The 25375-nt window shown below is 56.9% G+C and carries 21 protein-coding genes; 17 read left to right on the top strand and 4 right to left on the bottom strand.

Annotation, left to right across the window (positions count from 1 at the left end):
* The first annotated feature begins 75 nt into the window (after positions 1-75).
* Together AC6ROY_RS04255 and AC6ROY_RS04250 are read left to right on the top strand one after the other, a co-directional pair.
* Positions 76-1818, top strand: coding sequence for a DUF5605 domain-containing protein (locus AC6ROY_RS04255; protein ID WP_500098775.1), 1743 nt, complete (start codon positions 76-78; stop codon positions 1816-1818).
* A 268-nt stretch (positions 1819-2086) separates the two neighbouring features.
* Entirely contained in the window at positions 2087-3832 is a 1746-nt protein-coding gene (locus AC6ROY_RS04250; protein ID WP_500098774.1) for a sensor histidine kinase, read from the top strand.
* Here the strand turns inward: AC6ROY_RS04250 and AC6ROY_RS04245 are convergent.
* A complete protein-coding gene (locus AC6ROY_RS04245; protein WP_500098772.1) occupies positions 3789-3953 on the bottom strand; it encodes a hypothetical protein in 165 nt (54 codons plus the stop codon). The two genes, AC6ROY_RS04250 and AC6ROY_RS04245, sit on opposite strands and share 44 nt — an antisense overlap.
* 29 nt (positions 3954-3982) lie before the next feature.
* On the opposite strand from AC6ROY_RS04245, the gene AC6ROY_RS04240 reads away from it, so the two are divergent.
* From AC6ROY_RS04240 to AC6ROY_RS04215, 6 genes are all read left to right on the top strand, one after another.
* Positions 3983-5569: a response regulator gene (locus AC6ROY_RS04240; protein WP_500098770.1), complete on the top strand. Its 1587-nt coding sequence runs from the start codon at positions 3983-3985 to the stop codon at positions 5567-5569.
* A gap of 131 nt (positions 5570-5700) precedes the next feature.
* Positions 5701-7209, top strand: a complete 1509-nt coding sequence (locus AC6ROY_RS04235; protein ID WP_500098769.1) for an ABC transporter substrate-binding protein — start codon at positions 5701-5703, stop codon at positions 7207-7209.
* Between the two features lie 258 nt (positions 7210-7467).
* Entirely contained in the window at positions 7468-8337 is an 870-nt protein-coding gene (locus AC6ROY_RS04230; protein WP_500098914.1) for an ABC transporter permease, read from the top strand.
* 16 nt (positions 8338-8353) lie between these two features.
* Positions 8354-9244, top strand: coding sequence for a carbohydrate ABC transporter permease (locus AC6ROY_RS04225; RefSeq protein WP_500098913.1), 891 nt, complete (start codon positions 8354-8356; stop codon positions 9242-9244).
* A 98-nt stretch (positions 9245-9342) separates the two neighbouring features.
* Positions 9343-12105 carry a glycosylhydrolase-like jelly roll fold domain-containing protein gene (locus tag AC6ROY_RS04220; RefSeq protein ID WP_500098768.1) on the top strand — a complete coding sequence of 921 codons (2763 nt, stop codon included), beginning with the start codon at positions 9343-9345 and terminating at the stop codon, positions 12103-12105.
* Positions 12106-12222: 117 nt separating this feature from the next.
* Positions 12223-13005 (top strand): SDR family NAD(P)-dependent oxidoreductase, encoded by a 783-nt coding sequence (locus AC6ROY_RS04215; RefSeq protein WP_500098767.1) that lies wholly within the window; start codon positions 12223-12225, stop codon positions 13003-13005.
* Between the two features lie 32 nt (positions 13006-13037).
* Here AC6ROY_RS04215 and AC6ROY_RS04210 read toward each other — a convergent pair whose 3' ends face one another.
* Both AC6ROY_RS04210 and AC6ROY_RS04205 read right to left on the bottom strand, forming a co-directional pair.
* Positions 13038-13868, bottom strand: a complete 831-nt coding sequence (locus tag AC6ROY_RS04210; RefSeq protein ID WP_500098765.1) for a glycosyltransferase family 2 protein — start codon at positions 13866-13868, stop codon at positions 13038-13040.
* A 39-nt stretch (positions 13869-13907) separates the two neighbouring features.
* Positions 13908-14606, bottom strand: a complete 699-nt coding sequence (locus AC6ROY_RS04205; RefSeq protein ID WP_500098764.1) for a class I SAM-dependent methyltransferase — start codon at positions 14604-14606, stop codon at positions 13908-13910.
* 279 nt (positions 14607-14885) lie between these two features.
* On the opposite strand from AC6ROY_RS04205, the gene AC6ROY_RS04200 reads away from it, so the two are divergent.
* Entirely contained in the window at positions 14886-15863 is a 978-nt protein-coding gene (locus tag AC6ROY_RS04200; RefSeq protein WP_500098763.1) for a BclA C-terminal domain-containing protein, read from the top strand.
* Between the two features lie 3 nt (positions 15864-15866).
* Here the strand turns inward: AC6ROY_RS04200 and AC6ROY_RS04195 are convergent, their stop codons facing one another.
* Positions 15867-16274, bottom strand: a complete 408-nt coding sequence (locus AC6ROY_RS04195; protein ID WP_500098762.1) for an S-Ena type endospore appendage — start codon at positions 16272-16274, stop codon at positions 15867-15869.
* A gap of 244 nt (positions 16275-16518) precedes the next feature.
* On the opposite strand from AC6ROY_RS04195, the gene AC6ROY_RS04190 reads away from it, so the two are divergent.
* The 8 genes from AC6ROY_RS04190 (at position 16519) to AC6ROY_RS04155 (ending at position 25197) form a co-directional block, all read left to right on the top strand.
* On the top strand, positions 16519-16935 hold the full coding sequence (locus AC6ROY_RS04190; RefSeq protein ID WP_500098759.1) for a DUF3992 domain-containing protein: 417 nt from the start codon (positions 16519-16521) through the stop codon (positions 16933-16935).
* 205 nt (positions 16936-17140) lie between these two features.
* Positions 17141-18664 (top strand): spore germination protein, encoded by a 1524-nt coding sequence (locus tag AC6ROY_RS04185; RefSeq protein WP_500098758.1) that lies wholly within the window; start codon positions 17141-17143, stop codon positions 18662-18664.
* An 82-nt stretch (positions 18665-18746) separates the two neighbouring features.
* The gene (locus AC6ROY_RS04180; protein ID WP_500098756.1) at positions 18747-19967 is read left to right on the top strand and encodes a Ger(x)C family spore germination protein; all 1221 of its coding nucleotides are present in this window, start codon (positions 18747-18749) and stop codon (positions 19965-19967) included.
* 5 nt (positions 19968-19972) lie between these two features.
* Positions 19973-20221, top strand: a complete 249-nt coding sequence (locus AC6ROY_RS04175; protein ID WP_500098755.1) for a hypothetical protein — start codon at positions 19973-19975, stop codon at positions 20219-20221.
* Positions 20222-20228: 7 nt separating this feature from the next.
* A complete protein-coding gene (locus AC6ROY_RS04170; protein WP_500098753.1) occupies positions 20229-21371 on the top strand; it encodes a GerAB/ArcD/ProY family transporter in 1143 nt (380 codons plus the stop codon).
* A gap of 7 nt (positions 21372-21378) precedes the next feature.
* Entirely contained in the window at positions 21379-22515 is a 1137-nt protein-coding gene (locus AC6ROY_RS04165) for a GerAB/ArcD/ProY family transporter (RefSeq protein WP_500098752.1), read from the top strand.
* Between the two features lie 103 nt (positions 22516-22618).
* Complete coding sequence (locus tag AC6ROY_RS04160) at positions 22619-24400, top strand: sensor histidine kinase (protein ID WP_500098750.1); 1782 nt, start codon at positions 22619-22621, stop codon at positions 24398-24400.
* The gene (locus tag AC6ROY_RS04155) at positions 24397-25197 is read left to right on the top strand and encodes a response regulator transcription factor (protein ID WP_500098749.1); all 801 of its coding nucleotides are present in this window, start codon (positions 24397-24399) and stop codon (positions 25195-25197) included. The genes AC6ROY_RS04160 and AC6ROY_RS04155 overlap by 4 nt, the downstream gene beginning before the upstream one ends.
* The last annotated feature ends 178 nt before the right edge of the window (positions 25198-25375 follow it).

Genomic DNA, 25375 nt, shown 5'->3' with positions numbered 1-25375 from the left:
TAAAATTTATTAAAAATTCCGATTTTATTTATGAAATCAACTAAACTGAACAAAACTAAACAGGGAGCGATGACGATGTTTTTTAACTCCGACACCAAAATTGGCGTGATCTGGGCGAATCCCGAGGCGCGTGCGGTGCTGCTCAAATATGTGCCGGATTTGGAGTACTCGCCTTTTTTATCGTTTACGAAAATGTACACGCTACCACGGCTTGCTGCCGCCAATCAGGCGTACACATGGACGCCGGAGCTGCTGGAGACGATTTTGGCGGAGCTGGCCCCGATCGAGCATGAGCCTGTACTGGAGAAGGAGCTGCTCCCGTCGGCAGCTTACGAGGATGATACCGTAGCGGTCGGATCGGCGTCCGTCAAGGCGCCGCAGCAGGCGGAGCGGTGGGGCGTCTTTGAGCTGGAGCTGCACGGGCCGGATCACGGTAACCCGTTTGTGGACGTGGTGTTGAGCGCTGAATTTCGCGCGGGCGACCGGGTCGTCGAGACGCCGGGGTTTTATGACGGAGACGGCGTGTACCGCATTCGGTTCATGCCGGATTGCGAGGGACAATGGACATACCGGACACGCAGCACGGCCCGCTCGCTGGACGGTATCGAGGGCAGCTTTACGTGCAGCGCTCCGGCTGCGGACAATCATGGGCCGGTTCAAGTGGCGAACCGGTTTCATTTTCGCTACGCGGACGGCACGCCGTATCTTCCGGTTGGGACAACCTGTTACGTATGGACGCACCAGGGGGAGGAGCTGGAGCAGCAGACGCTGGAAACGCTGCGAACATCGCCGTTCAACAAGCTGCGGATGTGCCTGTTCCCGAAATCGTATGCGTTTAACGCCAATGAGCCGGAGCTTTATCCTTATGAAGGCTCGGTACAGGACGGATGGGATACGACGCGGTTTAATCCGGCCTTTTTCCGCCATCTGGAGCGCCGGATTGGCGAGCTGCTGGCGTTAGGCATCGAAGCCGACCTCATCTTGTTCCACGCTTATGACCGCTGGGGATTTTCCGAGATGAGCGCGGCGGCGGATGACCGGTACTTGCTGTACGTGGTGGCCCGGCTGTCCGCTTACCGCAATGTATGGTGGTCGCTGGCGAATGAATACGATCTGATGTGGGCCAAGCAGCCTGAGGACTGGGAGCGCTTCGCGCGAATTGTCACCGGTGCGGACGCGTACGGCCGGCTCATTTCGATCCATAACTGCTTCGGCTTCTATGATTACACCCGTGACTGGATTACGCATTGCAGCGTTCAGCGCGTTGATGTGTACAGAACAGCGGAAAATACAACGGAATGGCGGCAGCAGTGGAATAAGCCGATCGTCATTGACGAGTGCGCGTACGAGGGCAACATTGATCTGGGCTGGGGCAACATCAGCGGTCAGGAAATGACCCGGCGCTTCTGGGAAGGGGCGGTGCGCGGCGGCTATGTCGGCCATGGCGAGACGTATTTGCACCCGGACGACATTCTCTGGTGGTCGAAGGGCGGCAAGCTGCACGGGACGAGCCCGGACCGAATTGCGTTTCTGCGGCGGATTATGGAGGAAGGTCCGGCAGACGGATTGAATCCGCTGAAGTCCGAATGGGATGTGCCGTGCGCAGGCGTCGCCGATACGTATTATTTGTTTTATTACGGCTTCAACCAGCCGAGCTTCCGTTCCTACAGCATGAAGCCGGGCATCCGCTATACGGTAGATGTGATTGACACGTGGAATATGACGATCGAACGGCTGCCAGGCACGTATGAGAGAGCATTCCGCATCGAGCTGCCGGGCCAATCGTACATGGCGGTACGGTTGTTGAGAGCCGAATAACGCGCAGACGCGCGGGGAACGCTAGCTTGATCCAACCTTTCAAACATTCCTTTGAGGCCTGCTGCTTCAAGAGGAATGTTTTTTCATGCCTGGAGACTGGCTTTGCATGGCAGGATCGACAGCGCGGACGGCTGCGGGTATGCTGGAAACAAAGTCGAATGCGGCGCGGTACAAAGTCGAATTTGTCATAGCGGGATCGGGGGAACGCTTCGTATTGTGAAGGCAGGAGGTATGTCGTGTACCCCGGATCGAGACAGGAGTGCGAGCGATGAATGTAAATGTGCGGCAAATTGCCTGGAATTCCATCCGGGTGAAGCTGGTTGTCAGCTTTTTGGCGGTGACGGTACCGTTGATCGGGCTGCTGTTTTATAACAATGTGTACGCCATGCAAGTGGTGCGGGAGCAGGTCGCCTTATCCAATGCGAATATGATGTCGCTGTATATGGGGCAGATTGACAACGGACTGGACGAGGCGGATAAATATTTGAATGCGCTGTTTTCCACCAATTTCGATCTGCAAATCATGAGCAATCCTCCGTCGGAGGACGGCTATATGCTGGCCAAGCTGCACGTATCCGACAAGCTGACCGCCGACCTGTGGATGTACAAGGTCGATGGGTTTTTCGTTTATGCCGCAGACAAGCGGGATTTGCTGGAGCTAAGCAAGCTGCAAAGCGAAGCGGACAGAGAGCGGGAGCAGGTCCGCACGTACATCCGCTCCGAGCTGGAGCAGACACAGGCGACCGGCCGGGCGCCCGACAGTCGGTGGTCCGTGAAGCAGTTGAACCAGAACTATTATTTATTCCGTATTCAGAAGCTTGGCACGACGTATGCCGGGGCGTGGGTAAATGTGAAGACGCTGATGGTGCCGCTGGGACTGATTCAGTTGGGCGAAAAGGGGGCCGCTTTTTTTGTAAACGAGGCGGGGGAGCCTTTGACACAGCTGCCGCAGGCGCGAGGCCGCGGCGTTGATCTCAGCAAGTCGCTGGATCAGTATTACTTGACCGGGGAAGGGAATGAGTTTCTGGTCGCCGGAGACAGCTCGCGCAAGGGCAGCTTTAGCTTGGTCGCACTGATTCCGAATGAAACCATATTGCGCAACTTGCCTTACTTGAACAAAATCGTGTATGTGATCTCGTTCCTCGGCCTTTTGCTGATTCCTGGATTTCTGTTGTTTCTGCGCAGAACGCTGCTCATTCCGCTTCAGCGGATGGTGGCGGTGATGAAGCGGATCGGGGACGGCGGGGTAAAGGCGCGGATTGTGCCGTACCCGACCTCGGACGAGTTTCAGCTGCTCAACCGGACCTTCAACGACATGATGATGCAGATTGAGGAGCTGAACAAGCATGTGTATGAGGAGCAGCTGAGCAAGCAGAGGGCGGAGCTGCAATATTTGCAGCTGCAAATTAATCCGCATTTTTTCCTGAATACGCTGAACATTTTATACAATCTGGCGCTGGTGCAGGACTACGAGCTGATCAAGGAGATGACGCTGCGGCTAGTCCGGTACTTCCGGTATATGCTCAAGAGCAACCTGACGTTTCTGCCGCTGCAGGAGGAGCTGGAGCACGTCAGCAATTATATTCGCATTCACGAGCTGCGCTTTCAGCAAACGCTCGATTGCCGCATTTCGGCGCCTGACACGCTGTCGGTCGTTTATGTGCCGCCGCTGGTCATCCAGACGTTTATTGAAAATGCGATCAAGCACGCGAAGCGGCTGGATACGCCGTTGTCGCTGTACATTGTCATCGAGCTGGACGATTCGGAGGCTGATCCGCATATCCGCATCCGGATTGGAGACAACGGCCAAGGCTTCCCGGAAGCTGTGCTGGACGAGCTGCGGGCCGGGCGTCGAATTATCGACGAGCAGGGCGAGCATATCGGCATCTGGAACGTCTGGCACAGGCTGCGGCTGCTGTATGGACAGCGGGCGGAGATTGCATTTGCCAACGGGGAGCCGTCGGGCGCGGTCATCGAGCTGAAGCTGCCGCTGGAGCCGGAGCCGCCCTCGTAACCGCAACCGCAACCGCGACCGCATCCGCAACCGCAACCGCATCCGTAGCCGTAGCCGTAGCCGGAGCCGCGACCGCGACCGCGACCGCGACCGCATCCGTAGCCGGAGGCGTCATCACCATCGCCAATACCGCAACAGGGGGACAATCACATGTATAATTTGCTGATCGTAGACGACGAGCCGCTTGCCATCCGCGGGGTGCAAAGCGCCATACCGTGGGAAAAGCTGGGCGTAACCGGACTATTTACGGCCAATCACGCCGTGCAAGCCAAGGAGCTGCTTCGGCAGCACAGGATCGACATTCTGTTATGCGACATTGAGATGCCGCAGGAGAGCGGCCTTGATTTGCTGAACTGGGTGAAGGAAAGCTCGCCGGATACCGAAACGGTATTTTTAACGTGCCACGCGGACTTCGGGTTCGCGAAGCAGGCGATTCAGCTCGGCAGCTTCGATTACTTGCTCAAGCCGATCCCGCCCGAGGAGCTGGAGGCTGTGATGGCTAAGGTTATCGACAAGCTGAGCAAGACACGCGAGCTGACCCAGCACAGCCGCTCCTGGAAGCAGCATCATCCGTTGTTTATCGAGCGGTTCTGGCTGGATATAGTGCATCAGGTCATCCCTCCGCATGCCGAGGCGGCTGCGAAGGCGATGGAGGAGCGGCGAATTGCGTATCCAGACGGCATCCGCGTGCTGCCGGTGCTCATTGATATCCAGCGCTGGCATAAGCTGCTGACCCAGCGGGATGAGAAGATTTTGGAGTACGGGCTGAAAAATGCAGCGCTGGAGACGGTGCGCGAGCTGGGTCTGGATGCGCAGCTGATGACGCTGGACCGCAATGAATTGCTGGCGGCACTGCTGATTCCGTCCGGCGTTCACGTCGATTTCGCACAGGCGCGCCATAAGCTGGAGACGTTTATCTCCTCCTGCTACCGGTATTTCTATTGCGACCTGAGCTGTTACGTCGGAGAGCCGCTTGCCATTCACCGGCTGCCTGCGGCCGTAGCGAACCTGTATGCCCGGAAAAAAAACAATGTGGCGTTCAGCAACCGTGTCCTGCTGCATGACGGCACGCCGGAGCTTGCTGTATCGGCAGCTATTCCGGATATGAAGCTTTGGTCGGTGCTGCTGGCTGAAGATGCCAAGGATCAGGTGGAGGCGGAGGTGAAAGACTACTTGATGAAGCTGGTTCATAATTCCAGTCTGGACGCGTCGTTTTTGCACCGGTTCCATCATAACTTCATGCAGATTGTGTATGCCGTGCTGCAGGAGAAGGGGGTGCAGGCGCAGGAGCTGTTTAACGATCCCCGTTCCATCGAGCTGTCCGCGCAGGCCGTCCGCTCCGTGACCGATTTGCTGGCCTGGGTCAGCCATATGCTGGAGCGCTCGTCGAATCAGGTCAGACAGCTCACGGAATCGCATTCTGTGGTCGAAAAGGTTAAGCTGTACATTGCCCGCCACTTCGATCAGGATTTAAGCCGCGAGCAAATCGCCAGCCCGTTTTTTTTGCACCCGGATTATTTGGACCGGATGATGAAGAAGGAAACGGGCATGTCGATGAAGGAATTTCTGCTGCATGAGCGGCTGCGGACAGCCCAAGAGCTGCTGGACAAGACGGATACGCCGGTGACGCAGGTCGCGACGCATGTCGGCTTTAACAACCTGTCGCATTTTACGAAGGTGTTCCGCAAGCATACCGGCGCCAGTCCAAGCGACTATCGGCACGGCCGCAGGGTGTGAGCGGGGAGCTGTGTCCGAAGCCCGAAGTCGAAAACGTGCAAATGAAAAGTCGAATTGCGCCTAGTGGGTTCCCCGCCGGATTTCGTACAATCAAGATAGCTTCAAAAACCAGCGTAAGTGGGGGAATCGAGATGAAAACAACGAAAAAGCTGCTCGGGGCAGCGCTTGCAGGTAGTTTGATAACGCTTACAGCATGTGGGGGTCAAAGCGGGGATGCAGGCAAGACGTCACAGCCTGCCGGCAGTGATGGCAAGGAAGCGCCGTATGAGCTGAATGTGGCGTTTGCCGCCTACAACCAGATTTCGAGCAATATGCAGGAAGTGCAGGATGCAATCAACAAAATCGCCATCGAGAAAATCAACGTCAAGGTGAAGCTGACGCCGATCAACGCCGGCTCCTGGACGCAGCAGTCGAACCTGATGCTGTCAAGCAACGAGAAGCTGGACCTGATGTTTGTATCCGGCCGCAACTACGCCAGCTATATCGCCAAGGGCCAGCTGGTCAAGCTGGACACGCTGCTCGACCAGCACGGTCAGGGCATCAAGAAGGCGTTCGATGCCAGCTATCTGAACGCGACGAAGGTCAACGGGGCGATCTACGGCATTCCTTCGAACCGCGACCTCGCCGTGAATTTTGGCGTCAACTTTCGCAAGGATCTGCTGGACAAATATAACATTGATGTGACGAAAATCAAGACGCTGGACGATCTGGACGAGGTGTGGAAGACAGTCAAGGCGGGCGAGCCGGACATGACGCCGCTGGTGACGCAGGCTGCGGGCACGTCCTTCGCCGACAGCTATCGCTGGTACGACCAGCTTGGGGACACCCTTGGCGTGCTGCCGGGCTACGACAATGGACTCAAGGTTGTCAATTTGTATGAGACGCCGGAATACGCCGCTTTTCTTAAAAGGCTCAGAGCCTGGTATACAGCAGGATATATTTTGAAGGATGCAGCCACGACCAAGGATACGAACACAGCGCTGCTCAAGGCGAATAAAGGGATGGCGTACATGGTTAACCAGAAGCCGGGCATGGAGCTGCAGGACAGCCGTTCCGCCGGCATGCCGATTGTGACGGTGCCGCTGACGCCGGCTTACGCTACGACATCTACGGTGGCCAGCATTATGTGGGGCATTCCGATCAATGCGAAAAATCAGCAAAAGTCGATGGAGTTTCTGAACCTGATGTACAGCGACGCCCAGATTGTCAACCTGCTGGACTGGGGAATCGAAGGCAAGGATTATGTGAAGAAGGATGGCAATGTGATTGAATATCCGGCAGGCGTGGACGCAAAAAGCGTGGCGTATACGCTGAATCAGGGCTGGATGTTCGGCAATCAGTTCCTGTCGTATGTGTTCAAGGGCGATGACCCTAAAATTTGGGATAAAATGGCCGAGTTCAATCAAACTGCAGTGAAATCCAAAGCACTTGGCTTCTCCTTCAACCCGGATGCGGTGAAAACCGAATACGCTGCTGTAACCAACGTCATCACCCAATACAAGATGGCGCTGGAGACGGGCAGTGTAGACCCTGACAAAGTGCTGCCGGAGTTTGTTACGAAGCTGAAATCGGCCGGTCTGGACAAAATTATCGCGGAGAAGCAAAAGCAGCTTGACGAATGGGCGAAAACGGCAAAATAAGATGCTAGGCAGCAAGTATACCGATTCGTTCGCACGGGGCCGTTTCTCCTTCGGGGAAACGGTCTTTTTTTTACGCGGCTCAGCCGCGGGAAGTCGAAAAAGGATAAGTGAAAAGTCGAATGACTCGTAGTGAGCTTTACCGGGATTCCCTACAATAAAGATATCACTTACACGAATGGAAAGAGGGTAGTCAAGGTGAGCGCACTGGCATCTGGGAGAAAGAAACGCTTGCTCAAGCAATATTGGCCGTATTATGTGATGATGATTCCGGGAATTGTTTACTTGCTCATTAACAATTATATGCCGATGTTTGGACTTGTCATTGCGTTTAAGGAAGTGAACTTTGCCAAGGGGATTTGGGGCAGCGATTGGGTTGGATTGAAAAATTTCGAGTATTTGTTCCGCACGGCGGATGCGTATATCATTACGCGCAACACGATTTTGTACAACGCCGTATTTATTGTGCTGAATCTGATCGTGGCCGTCGGGGTGGCGATTCTGCTCAATGAGATTAAAAACAAGCTGATGTCGCGGTTTTATCAAAGTGTCATTTTGCTGCCGTACCTGATTTCGACGGTTATTGTCAGCTATCTGGTGTTCGCCATGCTGAGCATGGATAACGGTTTCATGAACAAGACCGTGCTGCCGATGCTGGGCATGGACCCGCTGTCGTGGTACAACGAGCCGGGCGTGTGGCCGTACATTTTGACCTTTATCCATACCTGGAAGGGCGCCGGTTATTTGTGTATCGTCTACCTGGCTGCGATTATCGGAATCGACCAGGAGTATTACGAGGCTGCGACGCTGGACGGCGCAAGCAAGTGGCAGCAAATCCGTCAAATCACGCTTCCGCTTATTGCGCCGGTCATTACTATGATGACGCTGCTCGCAATCGGGCGTATTTTTTACTCCGACTTCGGGCTGTTTTACCAGGTGCCGATGGATTCGGGCGCACTGTTTGATACGACCAACGTGATTGATACTTATGTGTACCGCGGGTTAATGCAGCTGGGCGATATCGGCATGTCCTCGGCGGCAGGCCTGTACCAGTCGCTTGTCGGCTTCGTTCTGGTGCTGCTTTCGAATTATGTCGTCCGCAAAATAAACAAAGAAAACGCGCTGTTCTAGGAGGGAATTCGTCATGATGAATCAAGAAAATCGCGCCTGGCAGTGGGGCGGGCATCTGATCCTGCTCGTTTATGCGGCGACATGCATATTGCCCTTTATTTTGCTGTTTGTTTCCTCGATCACGGATGAAACGACGATTGTCCAAAACGGCTATTCGTTTTTCCCCGAGCAGTTCGGCTTCAAGGCCTATGTGTATTTGTGGGAGCAGTCGGACAGTATTTTCCGTGCCTACGGCATTACGATTCTCGTAACCGTGATCGGCACGGCCAGCAGTCTGATCCTCACGTCGCTGCTGGCGTATCCGATCTCGCGGAGCGATTTGCCGCTGCGCAACCCGCTTGCTTTCTTTGTATTTTTCACGCTGCTGTTTAACGGGGGACTCGTTCCGACTTATCTGATCTATACCCAAGTGTTTGAGATCAAAAATACGATTCAGGCGCTTATTATTCCCGGCTTGCTGATGAACGGCTTTAATGTGCTGCTGATGCGGACGTTTTTCATGACGACGATTCCGACGCCGGTGCTGGAGTCGGCCAATATGGACGGAGCCGGGGTATTCCGCACCTTCTACAGCATCGTATTGCCGCTGTCCTTGCCGATTATGGCGACGATTGGCTTGTTCCAGGGCATCGCCTACTGGAATGACTGGTTTAACGGACTCATTTACATTACGGAGCCGAAGCTGTTCAGTTTGCAAAGCATGCTGAACCGGATCATGTCGGACATTCAGTTTTTGTCCAGCAACAGCTCGATGGCGACGCAATCCAGTGAGGCGCTGGCCGCGCTGCCGTCGGAAACGTTCCGGATGGCGATTGCCGTCATCGGGGTGATCCCGATTTTGATCGCGTATCCGTTTTTCCAGAAATATTTTGTCAAAGGAATTACGATCGGCGCCGTGAAGGGCTGATCGGCGTTGACGCGGGGCGCGATGAAGCTATACAGGGTAAAGCTAGTTCGTTCGATTGCAGGTGGAGCACTATGACATGGACAAAGGTGGGACTATAGATGAACACGATGCATACGAGGCTGACCGAGGTGCTGGAAGGCAAGCAAGGCAACTACATTATTCCGCTGGTCTGGCAGCGCGGCGAAGGCGAAGCGGTCATTCGCGATGAGATGGCGCGGATCGACGAGGCAGGCATCAAGGCGCTGATCGTCGAGTCCCGGCCGCATCCGGATTTCTTCGGCCCGGGGTGGTGGGCCGATCTGGATATCATCATGGACGAGGCGCGGCAGCGGGGCATGCGGGTGTGGGTGTTCGATGACGATCACTTTCCGACGGGGCATGCGAACGGCAAGCTGAAGGACGCTCCGCCTGAGCTGCGGCGAAGCTTTATTGCCGAGCGGCATGTCGATGCGCTTGGACCGGCGCGCGGCGCTTCGTTTTTGCTCGCGCCGTGGCTGCAGCCGGGGGAAAGGCTGGAAGCCGTCGTAGCGGCGAAGCGCGATGCAGCAAGCGGGGCCTTAACCGGCGAGCTGGTCGATGTGACCGCCTATGTGCGGGGGGATGTGCTCAGCTGGGATATGCCGGACGGCATGTGGCGGATCTTCATGCTCATCCAGACGACGGCGGGGCCGGACAGCAAGTTCGCGGATTATATCAACCCGCTGGTGGCGGGGTCGGTGCGCAGGCTGATCGACGCGTGCTACGCTCCGTATTATGAACGGTACGGGGCGGATTTCGGCGGCGTATTCGCCGGATTTTTTACGGACGAGCCGGGCTTCTACAACGATGCGGCGATCTATGATTTTCAGTCCAAGCCAGGTAAAAAAAACGTGTCGCTGCCGTGGTCGCCGGAGCTGCTGGAGCTGCTGGAGGCGGAATTCGCCGGCCCTTCCTACCGGCTGCATCTGCCGCTGCTCTGGCATGAGGCGGGAGGCGAGCTGGCCGGGGCGATCCGCTATACGTATATGAATGTTGTCAGCCGCCTGTACGGAGCTTGCTTCTCCGATCAGCTCGGCGCTTGGTGTCAGGAGCGCGGGGTTGAGCATATCGGCCATGTGATTGAAGATAACAACGTTCATGCGCGGCTGGGCTGCGGACCGGGTCATTTTTTCCGGTCGATGCAGGGACAGCATATGGCCGGGATCGACGTGGTGCTGCATCAGCTGCTGCCCGGCTTCGATGAGCTGCCTGTCACATGGATTGCCGGGGAGACGGACAGCGAGTTTTTTCATTACGGACTTGCCAAGCTGGGCTCCTCGCTCGGTCATCTCGATCCGAAGAAACGCGGCAGGACGATGGCCGAGGTATTCGGCGCTTACGGCTGGGCGGAAGGGCTCAAGCTGATGAAATGGCTGACCGATCATATGCTGGTGCGCGGAGTGAATGTTTTTGTACCGCATGCGTTTTCGCAAAAGTTTCCGGATACGGACTGCCCGCCGCATCTGTACGCCCGCGGGCAAAACCCGCAATACCGGTATTACCGGATCTTAAACGATTATACGAACCGGATGAGTCATCTGCTCTCTGAAGGCGAGCACCGGGCGACGGCCGTCGTGCTGTATCATGCGGAAGCGGAATGGTCGGGCGCTTATATGCCGTTTCACCTGCCGGTCAAGCAGCTGCTCCGCAGTCAAGTCGATTGCGATGTGCTGCCGGCCGATACGCTGTTAAAGCAAGCGACCGTTATGGACGGCCAACTGGTCGCCGGGACGGAAACGTATCGCTGTCTCGTCGTGCCGTTTGCCGAGGCGCTTCCGCAGCCGCTGCTGCAGCGCCTGGCGGAGCTGGCAGCCGCCGGCTTGCCGATTTTCTTTGTGGACGGCTTGCCGCGCCGTTCCAGCGAGGGCAGCAACGCTTCCGCTGTGCTGCGCGCCTTGTCGCCCGGCGCGGACAACGAGGTGCGGGTTGTCGCGCTCAGCGTCCTGGCGGAGCTGATTCGAATGCAAGGACTAGCAGATGTGACGGTTGCTTCACCGGAGCCGTACTTGCGGTACTACCGGTACGCGCACGGGGAACTGGAGCTGTTTGTCTTTGTTAATGAGCATCCGACGCTGGCGATTCATACACAGGTGCGGCTCCCGGTTGACGGACCGGTATTTGCTTATGACGCGCTGCACAATGAGCTGTTTGCCGCAGCCGCAGGCGGGCTCGCTGCTGATGCTGCGCATGCGGCTGGCGGAAAGCCTGCGGCTGGTGCGGCGCATGTGCCTGGCGGAGAGCCTGCGCTTGGTGCGGAGCCGCAGCCGGGTGGGGATGTTCGGCTGGCGCTCAGTCCGTTTGAGTCCATCGTCTTTGTGTCGGGCGTACATGCGGAAGGCAGCGTCGGGACCCGGGCTGCGTTCGCGTCTTTGTCTGCGGCGCACGGCTCCTGGCAGCAGCTGGCCGACGGCGAATTCCAGTCGGAGGAGCTGACGGGGCCGTGGACGTTTGCCGCAGCAAGCGCTGCGCAGTATCCGGACTTCGGAGCGCCTGCTCCGCTGGCGTCGCTGGTTAATTTGGCAGAGGCGGACCGGTTGCCGCGCTTCAGCGGAACGTTCCGCTATGAGACGGAGTTTGAGCTTGCAGCGGTCGGCGAGCCGGTGCTGCTTGATCTCGGCGAAGTGTACGAGACGGCGGAGGTATGGGTGAACGGTAAACGGGCGGGTGCGCGCATATGTCCGCCGTACCGGGTGGACTTGACGGCAGCGGTCCGGCCGGGGCGTAACGTCCTGACTGTTGAGGTGACGAATACGCTCGTCAAGCAGGAGCGGGACTTTTTCTCCCGGTTTATGCAGCAGGAGCCGAGCGGTTTGCTTGGGCCGGTAACGCTGCATCGGCGCTAAGCGTAAGTGGCCGGGCTATAGGAGGAAACGAAGAAGGGAAGCATGCCCCGACGCTTGAACGCCTGTGCCTGCATGGTATAATCAGGGAGAAACGCAAGCGACGGGGAGGAATTTGGGATGGAGTTGGGCTTACGCAATAAAAAAGCATTGATTACCGGCGGCAGCAAGGGCATCGGTTTGGCTACGGCGTTGGCGCTGTCAGCCGAAGGGGCACAGGTGGCGATTGTGGCGAGGGGAAGCGAGGCATTGCAGCGGGCCGCTGCGCGTATTCGCGAGCAAACCGGGACGGAGCCGGTATGGATTTCGGCGGATGTCGCGGTAGAAGCCGAAGCGCAGCGGGCGGTAGCTGAAGCGGCCGAACGGCTGGGCGGCCTGGATATTCTTGTGAACAACGCCGGAACAGCGGCGGCGCGGCCGTTTGCAGAGGTCGAGACGGACGTCTGGACGGCCGATCTGAATCTCAAGCTGTTCGGCGCCGTTCACTTTGCCCGTGCCGCGCTGCCCTATATGCGTCAAGCGGGCGGCGGCGCGGTTGTCAACGTGACGGCTGTCGGCGGCAAAACGCCGGGCGCTTCCTCGCTGCCGACGTCGGTCAGCCGGGCCGCCGGTCTGGCGCTGACGAAAGCGATGAGCAAGGACCTCGCCAAAGACGGGATTCGCGTCAATGCGGTGTGCATCGGCTTAATCCGCAGCGATCAGATCGAGCGGATGTGGCAGCGGTCAGCTCCAGACCAAACCTGGGAGCAATTTTCCCGCGATCCGCGTCACCAGGTTCCGCTCGGCCGGATCGGCGAAGCGCAGGAGGCGGCGAATGTGATTACATTTCTCGTATCCGGCGCAGCTTCCTTCGTAACCGGCACATCGGTTAATATTGACGGCGGCTTTGCCGCTGTGCTGTAGCTTTTGAGCCGCCTGGGGTCCGGCGCATTCGCCTATCCATGCTGCAGCGGAACGACATGGCGCTCCGGAATAAACAGGCTTTCACGCGCCACGATATCGGACGGGTTGTAGCCGAGCTGGTCGATTTCGAACGGAGAAAGTCCGATATTCCACTTGTCGCGGAACCGTTCGGCATTTTGCAGCGAGGAAAGCTGGTAGTCGAGCTGGTTGCTCCGGAAGGTGCCGTGGCCTTCATGGTGCACGAACACATCCTGCGCAACCCACAGGTTCAGGCCGCTGATGCGTACGCGCAGGCTGAAATCGTCATCTTCATAGTTGCCCGGATAAAATCGTTCGTCCAGCCCGCCGACACGCTCCAACAGGCTGCGCGGGAAGAGCAGGCAAAATCCGATCAGCTTGTGGGCATAGAAGCCTGCATTCAGGTGATGCAGCCTCCATAAATGAGCGGCCGCATCCAACTGGTCCAGGTTTTCAAAAGGATAAGCATTCACGCGTTGAATCGGAGCCACATGGTTGGACACAGGGCCTACCATGCCGAGCGACGCGTCCTTTTGCAGCCAGCTGTGCAGACCGCTCAGCCAGGACGGCGTGACGACCACATCATTGTTTAGCAGCAGGATGTGGTCTCCTCTGGCTGCGGCCAACCCTTGGTTACTGCCCGCAGCGAACCCTTTATTGTCCGTATTCGAAATAACGGTGGCATCCGCCAGCGACTCCAGGTAAGCCAAGGTGTCGTCGGTGGAGCCATTGTCCACAAAGATGAATTCAATCGGCTCCGGCGTATGCCGCAGGATGCTGTCCACGCAGCGCCGGGTCAACTCCAGTCCGTTTCGCGTCAAAATCACGATTGACGTCAGCCCCATGCTTCAATCCCCTTTCTGATGCAGGCTCATTCCGTTTGTTTACAGCCCCGAGGAAGCCAAAATATACGGAAGCACTGGACGGAGCTGCGACTTCGCCGGTACGATGAGGCCAAGCCCGTTGTGGGAGGCCAGCTCCGCATAGTACAGCTCGAACGCCGATTCCCGCATAAAATCTTCAATGGCCGTCAACACGCCGTTGCGTTCCCCGTATTCATCCATTGCGTTACACACCGTATCATTAAATCCTCCCGTGTCCAGCAGCCCGGACGTACCCGGCGTCATCCCTTTGCGCGCATACGGCTTGCGGAATTGCTCGGGGATCGAGTCCGGGAAATAATACATATCCCGCCGCCCGTACGGCCAGCCTGTGTCATGAAATAAAATAACCGGGAACTGGCCGGATTGCTGCGCCATCCGCTCCGCTTGCTTGAGCTCATGGTAGACGGTATACCAGTTATGGTCACCGTCGATCAGGAGCAGGTCGCATTGCGGAATGGTTGGCAGCGCCTCCAGACTAAACGACAGCCGGAACGAGGCATGCTCCCCGTAATACGCTTGAAGCAGCTCGATATTATACTGCGGCTGCGGGTCGATGATGATGCATTGCGCATCGCAGTGCTTGCAGTAATCCAACAGCTTGAAGGTGTTGAGCCCGGTCAGTGAACCGATCTCTATGATCACGCGCGGCTGGGTCGCGATGATCACCGGTTTGATTACCTTTTCCCAGAAACGGTGCATGGGCTGTCTCCTCACTCTCCAGGATTTTGAAAATCAGGTTGATGAAATCCGCTGTACCTAATCTATGCACCGGCGCAATAAAAGTTCATTTGGCGCAGATTCGATGGGTGAACGGAGGACGGTCTGGCCGGGGATCGGAGCTGGTTACGGGCTGGCCGCGGGCTTGTCCAAGGACATTCCGGCCAAAATGTGCGAATAACTACGGACGAACGCGTGTCCCGAATTCTCCTGCGCTGCATTCAATAGTAGAGAGGCTGGACGATGACGGGGGAGATGAAGATGGCACGACCGATACAAGTGATCGACTCGCACTTTTCATGCTGTCACTGTCAGGACGGAATTACAGGGCCGACCGGGCCAACGGGAGAGACAGGGGCGACGGGTGAAACGGGAGCGACGGGAGCTACAGGGGCGACAGGTGAAACGGGTGCAACAGGCGCAACGGGAGCAACGGGTGCCACAGGAGCGACGGGAGCAACAGGTGCAACGGGAGCAACAGGAGCTACAGGCGCAACGGGGGCGACAGGTGCCACGGGAGCGACAGGTGCCACGGGAGCGACAGGTGCCACGGGAGCCACAGGGGCGACGGGAGCAACAGGAGCAACAGGAGCAACAGGAGCAACAGGAGCAACAGGAGCTACAGGCGCAACGGGAGCAACAGGAGCTACAGGCGCAACGGGAGCAACGGGAGCAACAGGAGCGACAGGAGCAACAGGAGCAACAGGAGCAACAGGAGCAACAGGTGCAACGGGTGTAACAGGTGTCACAGGCGCGACAGGCGCAACGGGAGCCACGGGAGCCACAGGAGCTACGGGAGAGACAGGAGCTACAGGCGCAACAGGAACAAACACAACCGCCAACTCGGCGTTTGCGGCCAATACGTCGGGATCGGTGATCGCCGTTATTTTGGGCGGCACCAATATCCCGCTGCCCAATGCGCAAAACTTTGGCGCAGGCTTCTCGATCAACGGGGCCAACGACACGATTACTGTCGCGATTGCCGGAAGATATTATATTACTTACCAGATCAACCTGACGGCGGGTCTGCTGATCAGCTCCCGGCTTGTGGTGAATGGCGCGGCCGTGCTGGCAGGTACGCTATCCCCGGGGCTGTCGGTGTCTACGCTTAATAATGATGTGATCGTGACGCTGGCGGCCAACTCGACCGTATCCATTCAGCTGTTCGGCTTGCTGGGCGCTGCAACGCTGGCGGGCAGCGGCGCCGGAGCGGCCTTGACGATTATCCGGCTAAGCTGAGGTTTAGCGGGCGCCGAGCCGCCGGTAGGTGATCGCGTAGCTGCCCCGGGCTACCGTCGCCTGATCGCCGCTGCATTGGACAGACAGGCTTTCAAGCGAGGGAAGCACAAGCGACACCTGCTGGGATTGCCGGACGGTTTGCACAATCTCCTTTGTTCGGGTGCGGACATGAATGTGCATCTCACAGTTCGTATCATTCTGTACCATCAAGGTTGCGCTCAGCTGCACATCAACTGCCGTGAAATACAGATGAGTCGTCGAGTCACATTTCTGGAAAATAGAGCCGCATATGCGCTCGCAGGCAGATGCAGGTCTGCGAGCGGGGCATTTTTTCTTTTTGGGCGAGGGGGAGCCGCAGGAGGCCGTGACAGTCACGATGGTTGTTTGTCGGGAAGTCCGTCTGCATGTCATCTTGTTGATCCACCTCCGATCCATCTGCCTGAAATTAGGTTATATCCCATTGTACTTTCCACACGCGTAAATGTAACCGGACAAACGCACAACTTTCGATTATGCAAGCAGTAAGCATCAGCAGGCCGACACATTTTATGGAAAATGTGTGGATGGGGCTGATGAAAGCGCACAGACAAGACAGCCCGTCCGCTAATATGCTGATCACGTGGTACATCCAATGCCAAGAAAGAAGGGATCAGCTATGAGTTGTCGTGGTGCATCCGGCCGCGCGCCAATGGTTGCCGACAGCAATTTTTCCTGCTGCAACCAGGTTACCTTTGTGCAGGACCAGGTTTGCTTCGCTATTAACATTACACCGGTTGCTACGGAAATTACCCAGGACCTTTATCGTCTGAATGTGAATCCCGGAAGCGTCTACGTATCCGGCAGCCTGCTGATCGGCGCTGCCCCCGCCGGGCGTACCTTGACGGTCAACTTCCTGCTGGGCGGACCTGCCGGTACGCTTGTCGAGACCGATACGATTACGCCGGGGACGGCGCTTGCCTTCACGAAAACCGGCTTCGACACGATTCAACTGGTCGTTGCTGCCGGCGCTGCGGTCAGTCCGAATATTACAGGCGAGCTTTGTGTGACCCCTCGTTATCCGGTCAGCGCATAGTCGGTCTGGACCGGGACGGTCGGCGGCTTGATCGCAGCGAACCGTTTCCGCAAACCGCGATCCGAACGGCAAGCCTGGGATACAGGGCTGCATAAGGGTCGCGGTTTGCGTTTGCTGCCATGCAGACCAGTCTGTGCAGCTTATGTATGAAGATCCCAATCGGATGGAAGGATAACGGGTAGGCATGGAATGGGGAGGTCCCGGCATGATCGCCAACACCGACACGAACAACCAACAAATTCCGATAACCGCATGCGCCGACGCTACGATCCGGCACATTCAGGAGCAGCTGGGCCACAGCAAGGACCTGGTCATCAAGTCGATGTCCTACGGCGCTGACGCCCGGATTTCCATCATCTTTATCGAAGGGCTTGTGGACACGCAGGTGGTCAACCAGGCGGTGCTGCATTCGTTGCTCTCCCGCGACCGCGAGGAGCTGGCCGAGCGAACCCGCAGGCTGCCGAATCCGCTCGTTTTTTTGCGCGATGAGGTATTGACGGCCGGCGGAATCGGGCTGCTGCAGGACATGGGCAGTTTGTTTACGCATCTGCTGTCCGGGCAGGTCATTTTACTGCTGGACGGGTGTGCCGAAGCGCTGCATATTGCAGCCGAGGGCTGGGAGGACCGCAGCGTCACCGAGCCGACAACGCAATCCGTCGTCCGCGGACCGATGGAGTCGTTCACGGAAAACATGCGGACCAATACGGCCTTGATTCGCCGCAAGATCAAGGACCCGCGGCTGTGGCTGGAGACGCGACAGATCGGAACGATCACGAAGACGATAGTCGGCGTCATGTACATGCAGCATCTGGCCGAGGAAAGTCTGGTCCAGGAGGTGTTTCGTCGGCTGGACAGCATTCAGATTGACGGTATTCTGGAGGGTGGCTACATTGAGGAGTTCATCCAGGATACGGCGTGGACGCCGTTTCCGACTGTACAAAACACGGAACGGCCAGACGCCGTTGCCGCCGGGCTGCTGGAGGGGAAAATAGCGATTCTGATTGACGGCACGCCGTTTGTGCTGACCGTGCCTGCGTTATTTGTCCAGTTTCTGCAGTCGCCCGAGGACTACTACCAGCGCGCCGACATCAGCACCCTGCTGCGGATGCTGCGCTACATTGCGTTTCTGATCGCGTTGCTGGCGCCTTCCTTGTATGTCGCAGTAACCACCTTCCACCAGGAAATGCTGCCGACGAATCTGCTGATCAATCTGGCGGCGCAGCGCGAGGGGGTGCCCTTCCCGGCGTTCATCGAAGCGCTGCTGATGGAGCTGACCTTTGAAATTTTACGTGAGGCGGGCGTGCGTATGCCGAAGACGGTCGGACAAGCCGTGTCGATCGTCGGCACGCTTGTTATCGGCCAATCTGCGGTCGAGGCCGGGGTCGTGTCGGCAGTTATGGTCATCATCGTGGCGATTACCGCGATCTCCAGCTTCGTCATCCCGTCCAATGGCATGGGGATTGCGGTAAGGATGATCCGGTTTTTGCTGATGGGGCTGGCCGCTTCCTTTGGCCTGGTCGGTATTATGGCCGGTCTGCTGGCGCTTATTTTTCATTTGAACAGCTTGCGGTCGTTCGGGGTGCCCTATATGTACTCGTTTGCTCCTTATGTGATGAGTAACCAGAAGGATACGTTGTTCCGGGTGCCGTGGCCGCTGATGCGGACAAGGCCGATGGCAACGGATAATCGGAATCCGGTTCGGCAAGCGCCGGTCAAGCGGAGAAGATAACCAAGAGCCGGAGCTTTCGGAGCGTACCCGTTTGCCAACCGGTTCCGCTTTAGGCGAATGCCTCGGATAAGGAGTGATTTCCATGATTAACCGCCATAGCTTACGTTCTTGCTGGCGTTTATTTGTTGGCTGGCTGCTGCTCGCCGTCCTGCTCGGCGGCTGCTGGAGCCGTACAGAGCTGGATGAGCTGGGCATTCAGATGGGAACGGCCATCGACAAGGTCGGCAATGAATATCAGGTGGCCGTTCAGGTCGTCGTGCCGGGGAACGTATCCACCCGCAGAGCCGACGGCGCTGCGGCAGTCACGATGTACAAGGCGACGGCTCCGACCGTCTTCGAGGCGTTCCGCAAGCTGACGGAGACGAGTCCGCGCAAAATTTATTCGGCCCATATTCGGGTGCTGGTGCTCGGCGAATCACTGGCCCGCGAGGGAATTGCCAAAGTGCTGGATATGTTCTCGCGCAACCCGGAGGCCCGCACCGACTTCTATATTATGGTTGCGCGGGATACGCCTGCCTATAAAGTGCTCAGTATCATGACGAGTCTGGAAAAAATACCGGCGCACAATTTGTTTTATTCCCTTGATACGTCGGCCAAGGCATGGTCCCCTACGACGACGGTGACGATGGACCAGCTGCTGGAGAAGCTGGCTTCGGAGGGCACGAGTCCAGTGCTGACCGGCGTCCGGCTGATCGGCGACGCCAAGGAGGGAGAGCGGAAGGAAAGCGTGGAGCAGATAGAGCCGGAAGCGCATCTGCGCAATATCGGTCTGGCGGCCTTTCGCAAGGATAAGATGGTTGGCTGGCTAAGCCAGGATGAAAGCCGCGGCTACAATTATATCGACAACAATGTCACCAGCTCCGCTGGCCATGTAGCTTGTCCTGACGGTAGCGGAATCATTACGATGGAGACAATCCGGACAGGGACAAAGCTTCGCGGGAAGCTTGTGGAAGGGAAGCCTGTCATCAAGCTGTCCATGTATAGCCATATGAATATCGCCGATGCGGAATGTAAGCTGGATTTAACCGACCCGCAGACAATTAGCGAACTGGAGAGACGTTCCCGGAAGGAGCTTAAGGCGCTGCTCCAGACGAGCGTCGACAATGTGCGCAAAAAATATAAGGTAGACATTTTTGGCTTCGGCCAAGCGATCCACCGGGCCGCTCCCAAGGCGTGGAACACGTCGTTGAAGCAGCAATGGCCGGAGCTGCTCCAGCAGGTAATGGTGGAATACGATATCGATGTCGTCATTCGGCGAATCGGGACGACCGTTGATCCGGTCAAAAATGGTATAAAGGAGTAGGTCGCATGCTCGAAGGCGTATCCTGGGTGGTGCTGATCATCGCGGCACTGGCTGCTGTGTGGGAAATTCGGCTGCTGGCCCGCAGAGGCTGGATCAAGGAGCTGCTCGTGTACATCGGGCTGCTGCTGCCGGGCGTGGCGTTTAGTTTGTACATCGGCGCCAAGGCGAACATTACAGGGCCGCTGCAGTTTTTGCCGTTTATTTATGATCCGGTGCTTGATCTGCTGGATGCGTTATTTCCTGCCAAGGAGTGAAGGCGCTATGCGAGTCAAAGAACAAATCGGCACCAGACAGGCGTCGATTTTACTGATTTATTTTATTATTGGCGACATGCTGCTGTTTCTGCCCTCCAGTATGTCGGCGGTTACGCATCAGGACGCCTGGATTTCGGCGCTGATCGGCTTGCCGATCGGAGTGAGCATCGCTTGGTATATTTATTGGTACAGCGAGCAGTTTGCGAGCCGGAATCTGATTGAGATCAACCGGCTTGCGCTTGGCAGATGGGCAGGCGATGCGGTGTCGTGCCTGTATCTGTTCGCTTTCTTCAATAATGGCGCTACCCAGGTTAGGGAGATCGGCGATTTTGCCGTGACCCAGATGATGACTGATACGCCGATGAGGATCATTTGTCTGATTATGATTATTTTGGGCGTGCTTGTCATCCGCAGCGGACTGGAAAATATTGCGCGCTCGGCCGAACTGCTGTTTGTTCCGTATATCCTGCTGCTGGGCTGTATGGTCCTGTTGCTGCTGCCGGATATGCAGGTATCGAAGCTGCTGCCTGTGATGGAAAACAGCGGCCGCAGCATTGCGCAAGGCGTTGTCTTTTATGTGGCCTTCCCGTTTGCCGAGCTGTTCGCCTTCTGGATGATCTTTCCGCATATTGTCCGCGGGCCGCACTTTTTCCGCGATTATATGTGGAGTGCAGTCATGGGCGGCTTCATCATTTTCAGCATTATCTTTTTGTGTCTGGTGGTCCTCGGTCCATACTTGACCAGCCACCAGATGTATTCCACCTACACGCTGGCAAAGAAAATCAATATCGGCGATTTCATCCAGCGGCTGGAAGCGATCCTGGCGATTGTATGGATCATCTCCACCTTAATGCGCTGCCTGGTCTACAGCTATGCGTTTATCAAAGGAATAGCGGCTTTGTTTCACCTGCACGATTACCGCAAGCTGACGATTCCGCTGGGCGTGCTGATGTTTGGTTACGCGTCGCTGCTGTATCCGAATGTTGTTTATTTGAATTCCATCAATACGGCGTGGATTGTCTGGGATTTTACGTATGTGCCGGGTATTTCCTTTCTGGTGTATCTCATCTATCGCTTCAGGCAGCGAAAAACGCACAATCCTGAAGCCCAACAGGCAGCGGATATGGACAAAGTAATGGCAAAGGAGTGAATTCACCGTGCGAGCGAGGGAGCAGATTGCCACCAAGCAGGCATCTATTTTGCTTATTTATTTCGTGATTGGCGATATGCTGCTGATTTTGCCATCCAGCTTGTCGTTCATCGCCCGGCAGGACGCCTGGATTTCGGCACTGCTCGGACTGCTGGTCGCTCTTGGGGTCGCTTGGTACATTTACTGGTACAGTCAGCGATTTCCCGGACTCAATCTAATTGAAATCAATCGGCTAGCGCTCGGCCGCTGGATCGGCGGAGCGGTGTCCTGCCTTTATTTGTTCTACTTCTTTACAATAACTGCGCTCCATGTTCGGGAGATTGGCGATTTTATTGTTACCCAGATGATGGTGGATACGCCAATGCGGGTCATTTGTCTGATTATGGTTACACTGGGCTTATTTGCCACCCGCAGCGGACTGGAAAATATCGCGCGTTCGGCCGAGCTGCTGTTTCTCCCGTATCTGATGCTGCTGGGCTTTATGGTGATCTTCCTGCTGCCGGATGCCCAGCTTTCCAGGCTGCTGCCTGTGATGGAAAACAGTATCCGCAGCATTGCAGCGGGAAGCGCAATATTTGTGGCCTTTCCATTTGTAGAATTGTTTATGTTCTGGATGATTTTCCCCAGCATCGCTCGCGGTCCGCATTTTTTTCGCGATTATATGTGGAGTGTAGCGTTTGCCGGCTTGGTTATTTTCGGCATTATTCTGGTGTGTCTGCTCGTCCTCGGCCCGTATCTGACCGGCCATCAGATGTATGCCACCTACACCTTGGCGAAAAAAATCAATATCGGCGATTTTGTGCAGCGGCTGGAGGCCATTATGGCGATTGTCTGGATTTTCTCGACCTTGCTCCGCAGCATGCTGTACAGCTATGCTTTTCTCCGGGGCGTAGAGGGGTTGTTTCAACTGCGTGATTATCGCAAGCTGACGATTCCGTTTGCCGTCACGCTGTTCGGGTATGCTTCGATGCTTTATCCGAACATTGTGTACTTCAATTCAATTAACAAATATTGGGTTTTATGGGATTTTACATATGTGCCTGGCATTTCCCTGCTGGCGTATCTCGTTTACCGGTTCAGGCAGCGGAAGAAGCCGGGCCCGCCTGCTGCGGAATCCACGCCAGCAGTGGATATTGACGAATAGCGGCCCGTTCGTTTAGCATTAACGAGCGGATGCTATTTTTTGGAAGCCTTCGCCCGTTTTTTGAACGTATCACCATGCTCGGAGCAGGGAAGGAGAAGGATGCATGCGTACGGGCTTACACCGGTTTAATACATTGCGTACGCAGATGCTGGCCGGATTTCTGCTCATCATGCTCATTGTGCTGATGCTTGTCGGAATCATGACCTTCGATGCGGTGGCAACGCTGCTGAAAAATAACGCAGAAACGACCATCCAGCAGACAGCGGTGCAGACGAACGGACGGCTGGAAGCGCTTCTGCAGCAAATTGATCTGCTGACCTCGCAGGTGGCGACGGGCGAGGAGCTGCAGCGGCTGCTGCTGAGGGAGGCTAACGGCTCTCCGGCGTCGTTCAGCGAACGGCAGGCACTGAAGGTCAGCGTTGATCTCGTGCAAATCTACGCGAGCGGCGTCAGCTCCGTCGAGTTGTACAGCGCGGACGGACGAAGATTGTATCCGCTCGATGGCAGCGAGCTGTCCGGACAGGTCAGCCCGCAGCTGATCGCAGCAGCTACCTCCGGCAAGGGAGCGATCGTCTGGTCGGGGCTTGACCCGGCCGATGACAAGACGGTGCTGGCGATTCGCCAGATCAGCCTTGTCGATCAATGGTATGCGACGGGCGGGTATATGCTGATCCGCTTCAGCAGCAGCATGTTTGCGCTGGCAGGCTCGACGCCGGACAGAGATCCCCGCGAAATCACGCTGCTCGTCGGCGATGACCGCCGGCTGATTGCATCCAGTCAGGAGACGTGGACAGGACAGGAGGTTGAAGCGCTGCTGCAAAGTGAATTGCAAGCGATTACAATGCGCGGCCAGGAGTATGTCATGGTCCGGCAGCGCTCGGCGATTACCGGGTGGCGCCTGATCCTGTTGACGCCGGTCCATGCGATTACGGAAGGCATTCAGGTGCTTCGCACGGCGATTGTCGTGTCGGCGGCGCTGGGGACCGGGCTATTTGTAATGTTCTCCTTTTTCCTGTCCACGGCGATCACCCGACCGGTCTTCAAGCTGATCAAGACGATGCGCAGCTCGCGGCTCGGGATCATGAAGCCGAATGAAGCCGGGTCATCGACGCGGGAAATCCAGGAGTTGAACTACAGCTACAACCGGCTGGTGGAGCATATGAATGACCTGATCCAGCTTGTGTATGAGAAGGAGCTGCTGCAAAGCCGGATGGAGCTGCGCGCGCTGCAGGCGCAAATTCATCCTCATTTTCTGTTCAACACGCTCGATGCGCTGTACTGGTCGTTGCAGGAAAAGGAGGAAGAGGAGCTGGCCGCCTTCGTGATCGCCATGTCGGAGCTGTTCCGCTATACGATTACAATTCCGGGGCAAGACGAAGCCGTTACGCTTGGCGAGGAGCTGAACCATATCGAACGTTACCTGCTTATTATGAAAATGCGGCTGGGGGACCGGCTGACCTGGAATATTACGCTGCACGTGCCGCTGCCTGAGCTGCAGCTGCCGCGTCTGCTTATTCAGCCGTTTGTGGAAAACGCCATTTTACACGGGATCGAAAGCCGCAGCGAGCCGGGTACGGTTCGCATTGATCTGCGGCAGGCCGAGGGCAAGGAATGTCCGGATTGCTTGGTGCTGGACATCGAGGACGATGGGCCGGGGATGGAGCCGGCGCGGCTGCGGGCGGTGCTGGATTCGTGGCACGCCGGACATGTGCCTGCCGGAGCGCGGGGCAAAGGCATGGGCATGGCCAACGTGCTGCAGCGCATTCGCCTGACCTTCGGCGAGCATATTCCGCCAGGCATCGAGCCTGTCGCGGTTCGGAGCGAGCCGGGCGCGGGGACGAAGGTAAGCATTGCCATTCCAGTGAAAGGGGAGCGATCCGAATGATTCGGTCCAAAACGATTTTGGTTGTCGATGATGAGCCGAGAACCCGCGAAGGCATCGTACGTACGCTGGAGCGCTGGGGCGGCGACGGCGTGCAGCTGCTCCTCGCGCAGAACGGGCAGGAGGCGCTGCGTACGGTTAGGGAGCAGACGGTTCATCTGCTGATCTCGGACATTCGGATGCCGGAGCTGAGCGGCCTCGGCTTGGTCGATGCGCTCAGCGGGGAAACGCAGCTGACCCGGCCGCCGGTCATTATCATCTCCGGTTACCCGCAATTTGATTATGCCCAGCGCGCAATTGAGCTGGGGGTGGTCAACTTCCTGCTCAAGCCGCTGACCAAGGAAAAGCTCGTTGCCACGGTCGAAAAGGCGCTTGCGCTGCAGGAGGAGCAGACGCGGGTCGCCAGACTGCAGAAGTTTGTCGATGCGCGCCTCGTCGAGGTCACCGGGGACGAGCCTGCGCTTAGCGAGCCGCTGCAGGAGGCGCTGCGATATATCGACGTGCATCTGGCGACGCCGTTTGGGCTGCGCGAGGTCGCCGGGCATATTCACCTGAACGCCAGCTACTTCAGCGCGCTGTTCAAGGAGCAGCTGAAGATGACGTTCAGCGAATATGTCGCCCGGCGCCGGATGCAGAAGGCGAAGGAGCTGCTGCTGCATACGCGGCTGCCCGTGTCGGAAGTCGCCGAACGCGTCGGCTACCAGACGGCCAAATATTTCAATAAGCAGTTCAAAGCCTATGAAGGCCATAGCCCCGGCCATTACCGGTCCGGCTGGCGGGAGGACGACGCGGAGGTGTAGCCTGCGACAGCCCATGCAGGCGGAATGTGCGCCGCAGCCCGGCATTCCGCTTCGCTGGCAGGGAGCCTGCCGTCGCAGCCAGCAGCTTATGACCTAAAAATCGTGGAAGTTTTCCTCGAAGCCGTTCCCTTATGTCCGGCAAGCACGGATGCTACAATGGGAGCGGAAGGGCAGTTGA

Source organism: Paenibacillus sp. sg306046 (genome assembly GCF_059821225.1).
The sequence above is the reverse complement of the archived record's forward strand: the minus strand, read 5'-3'. Positions and strand labels throughout refer to the sequence as shown.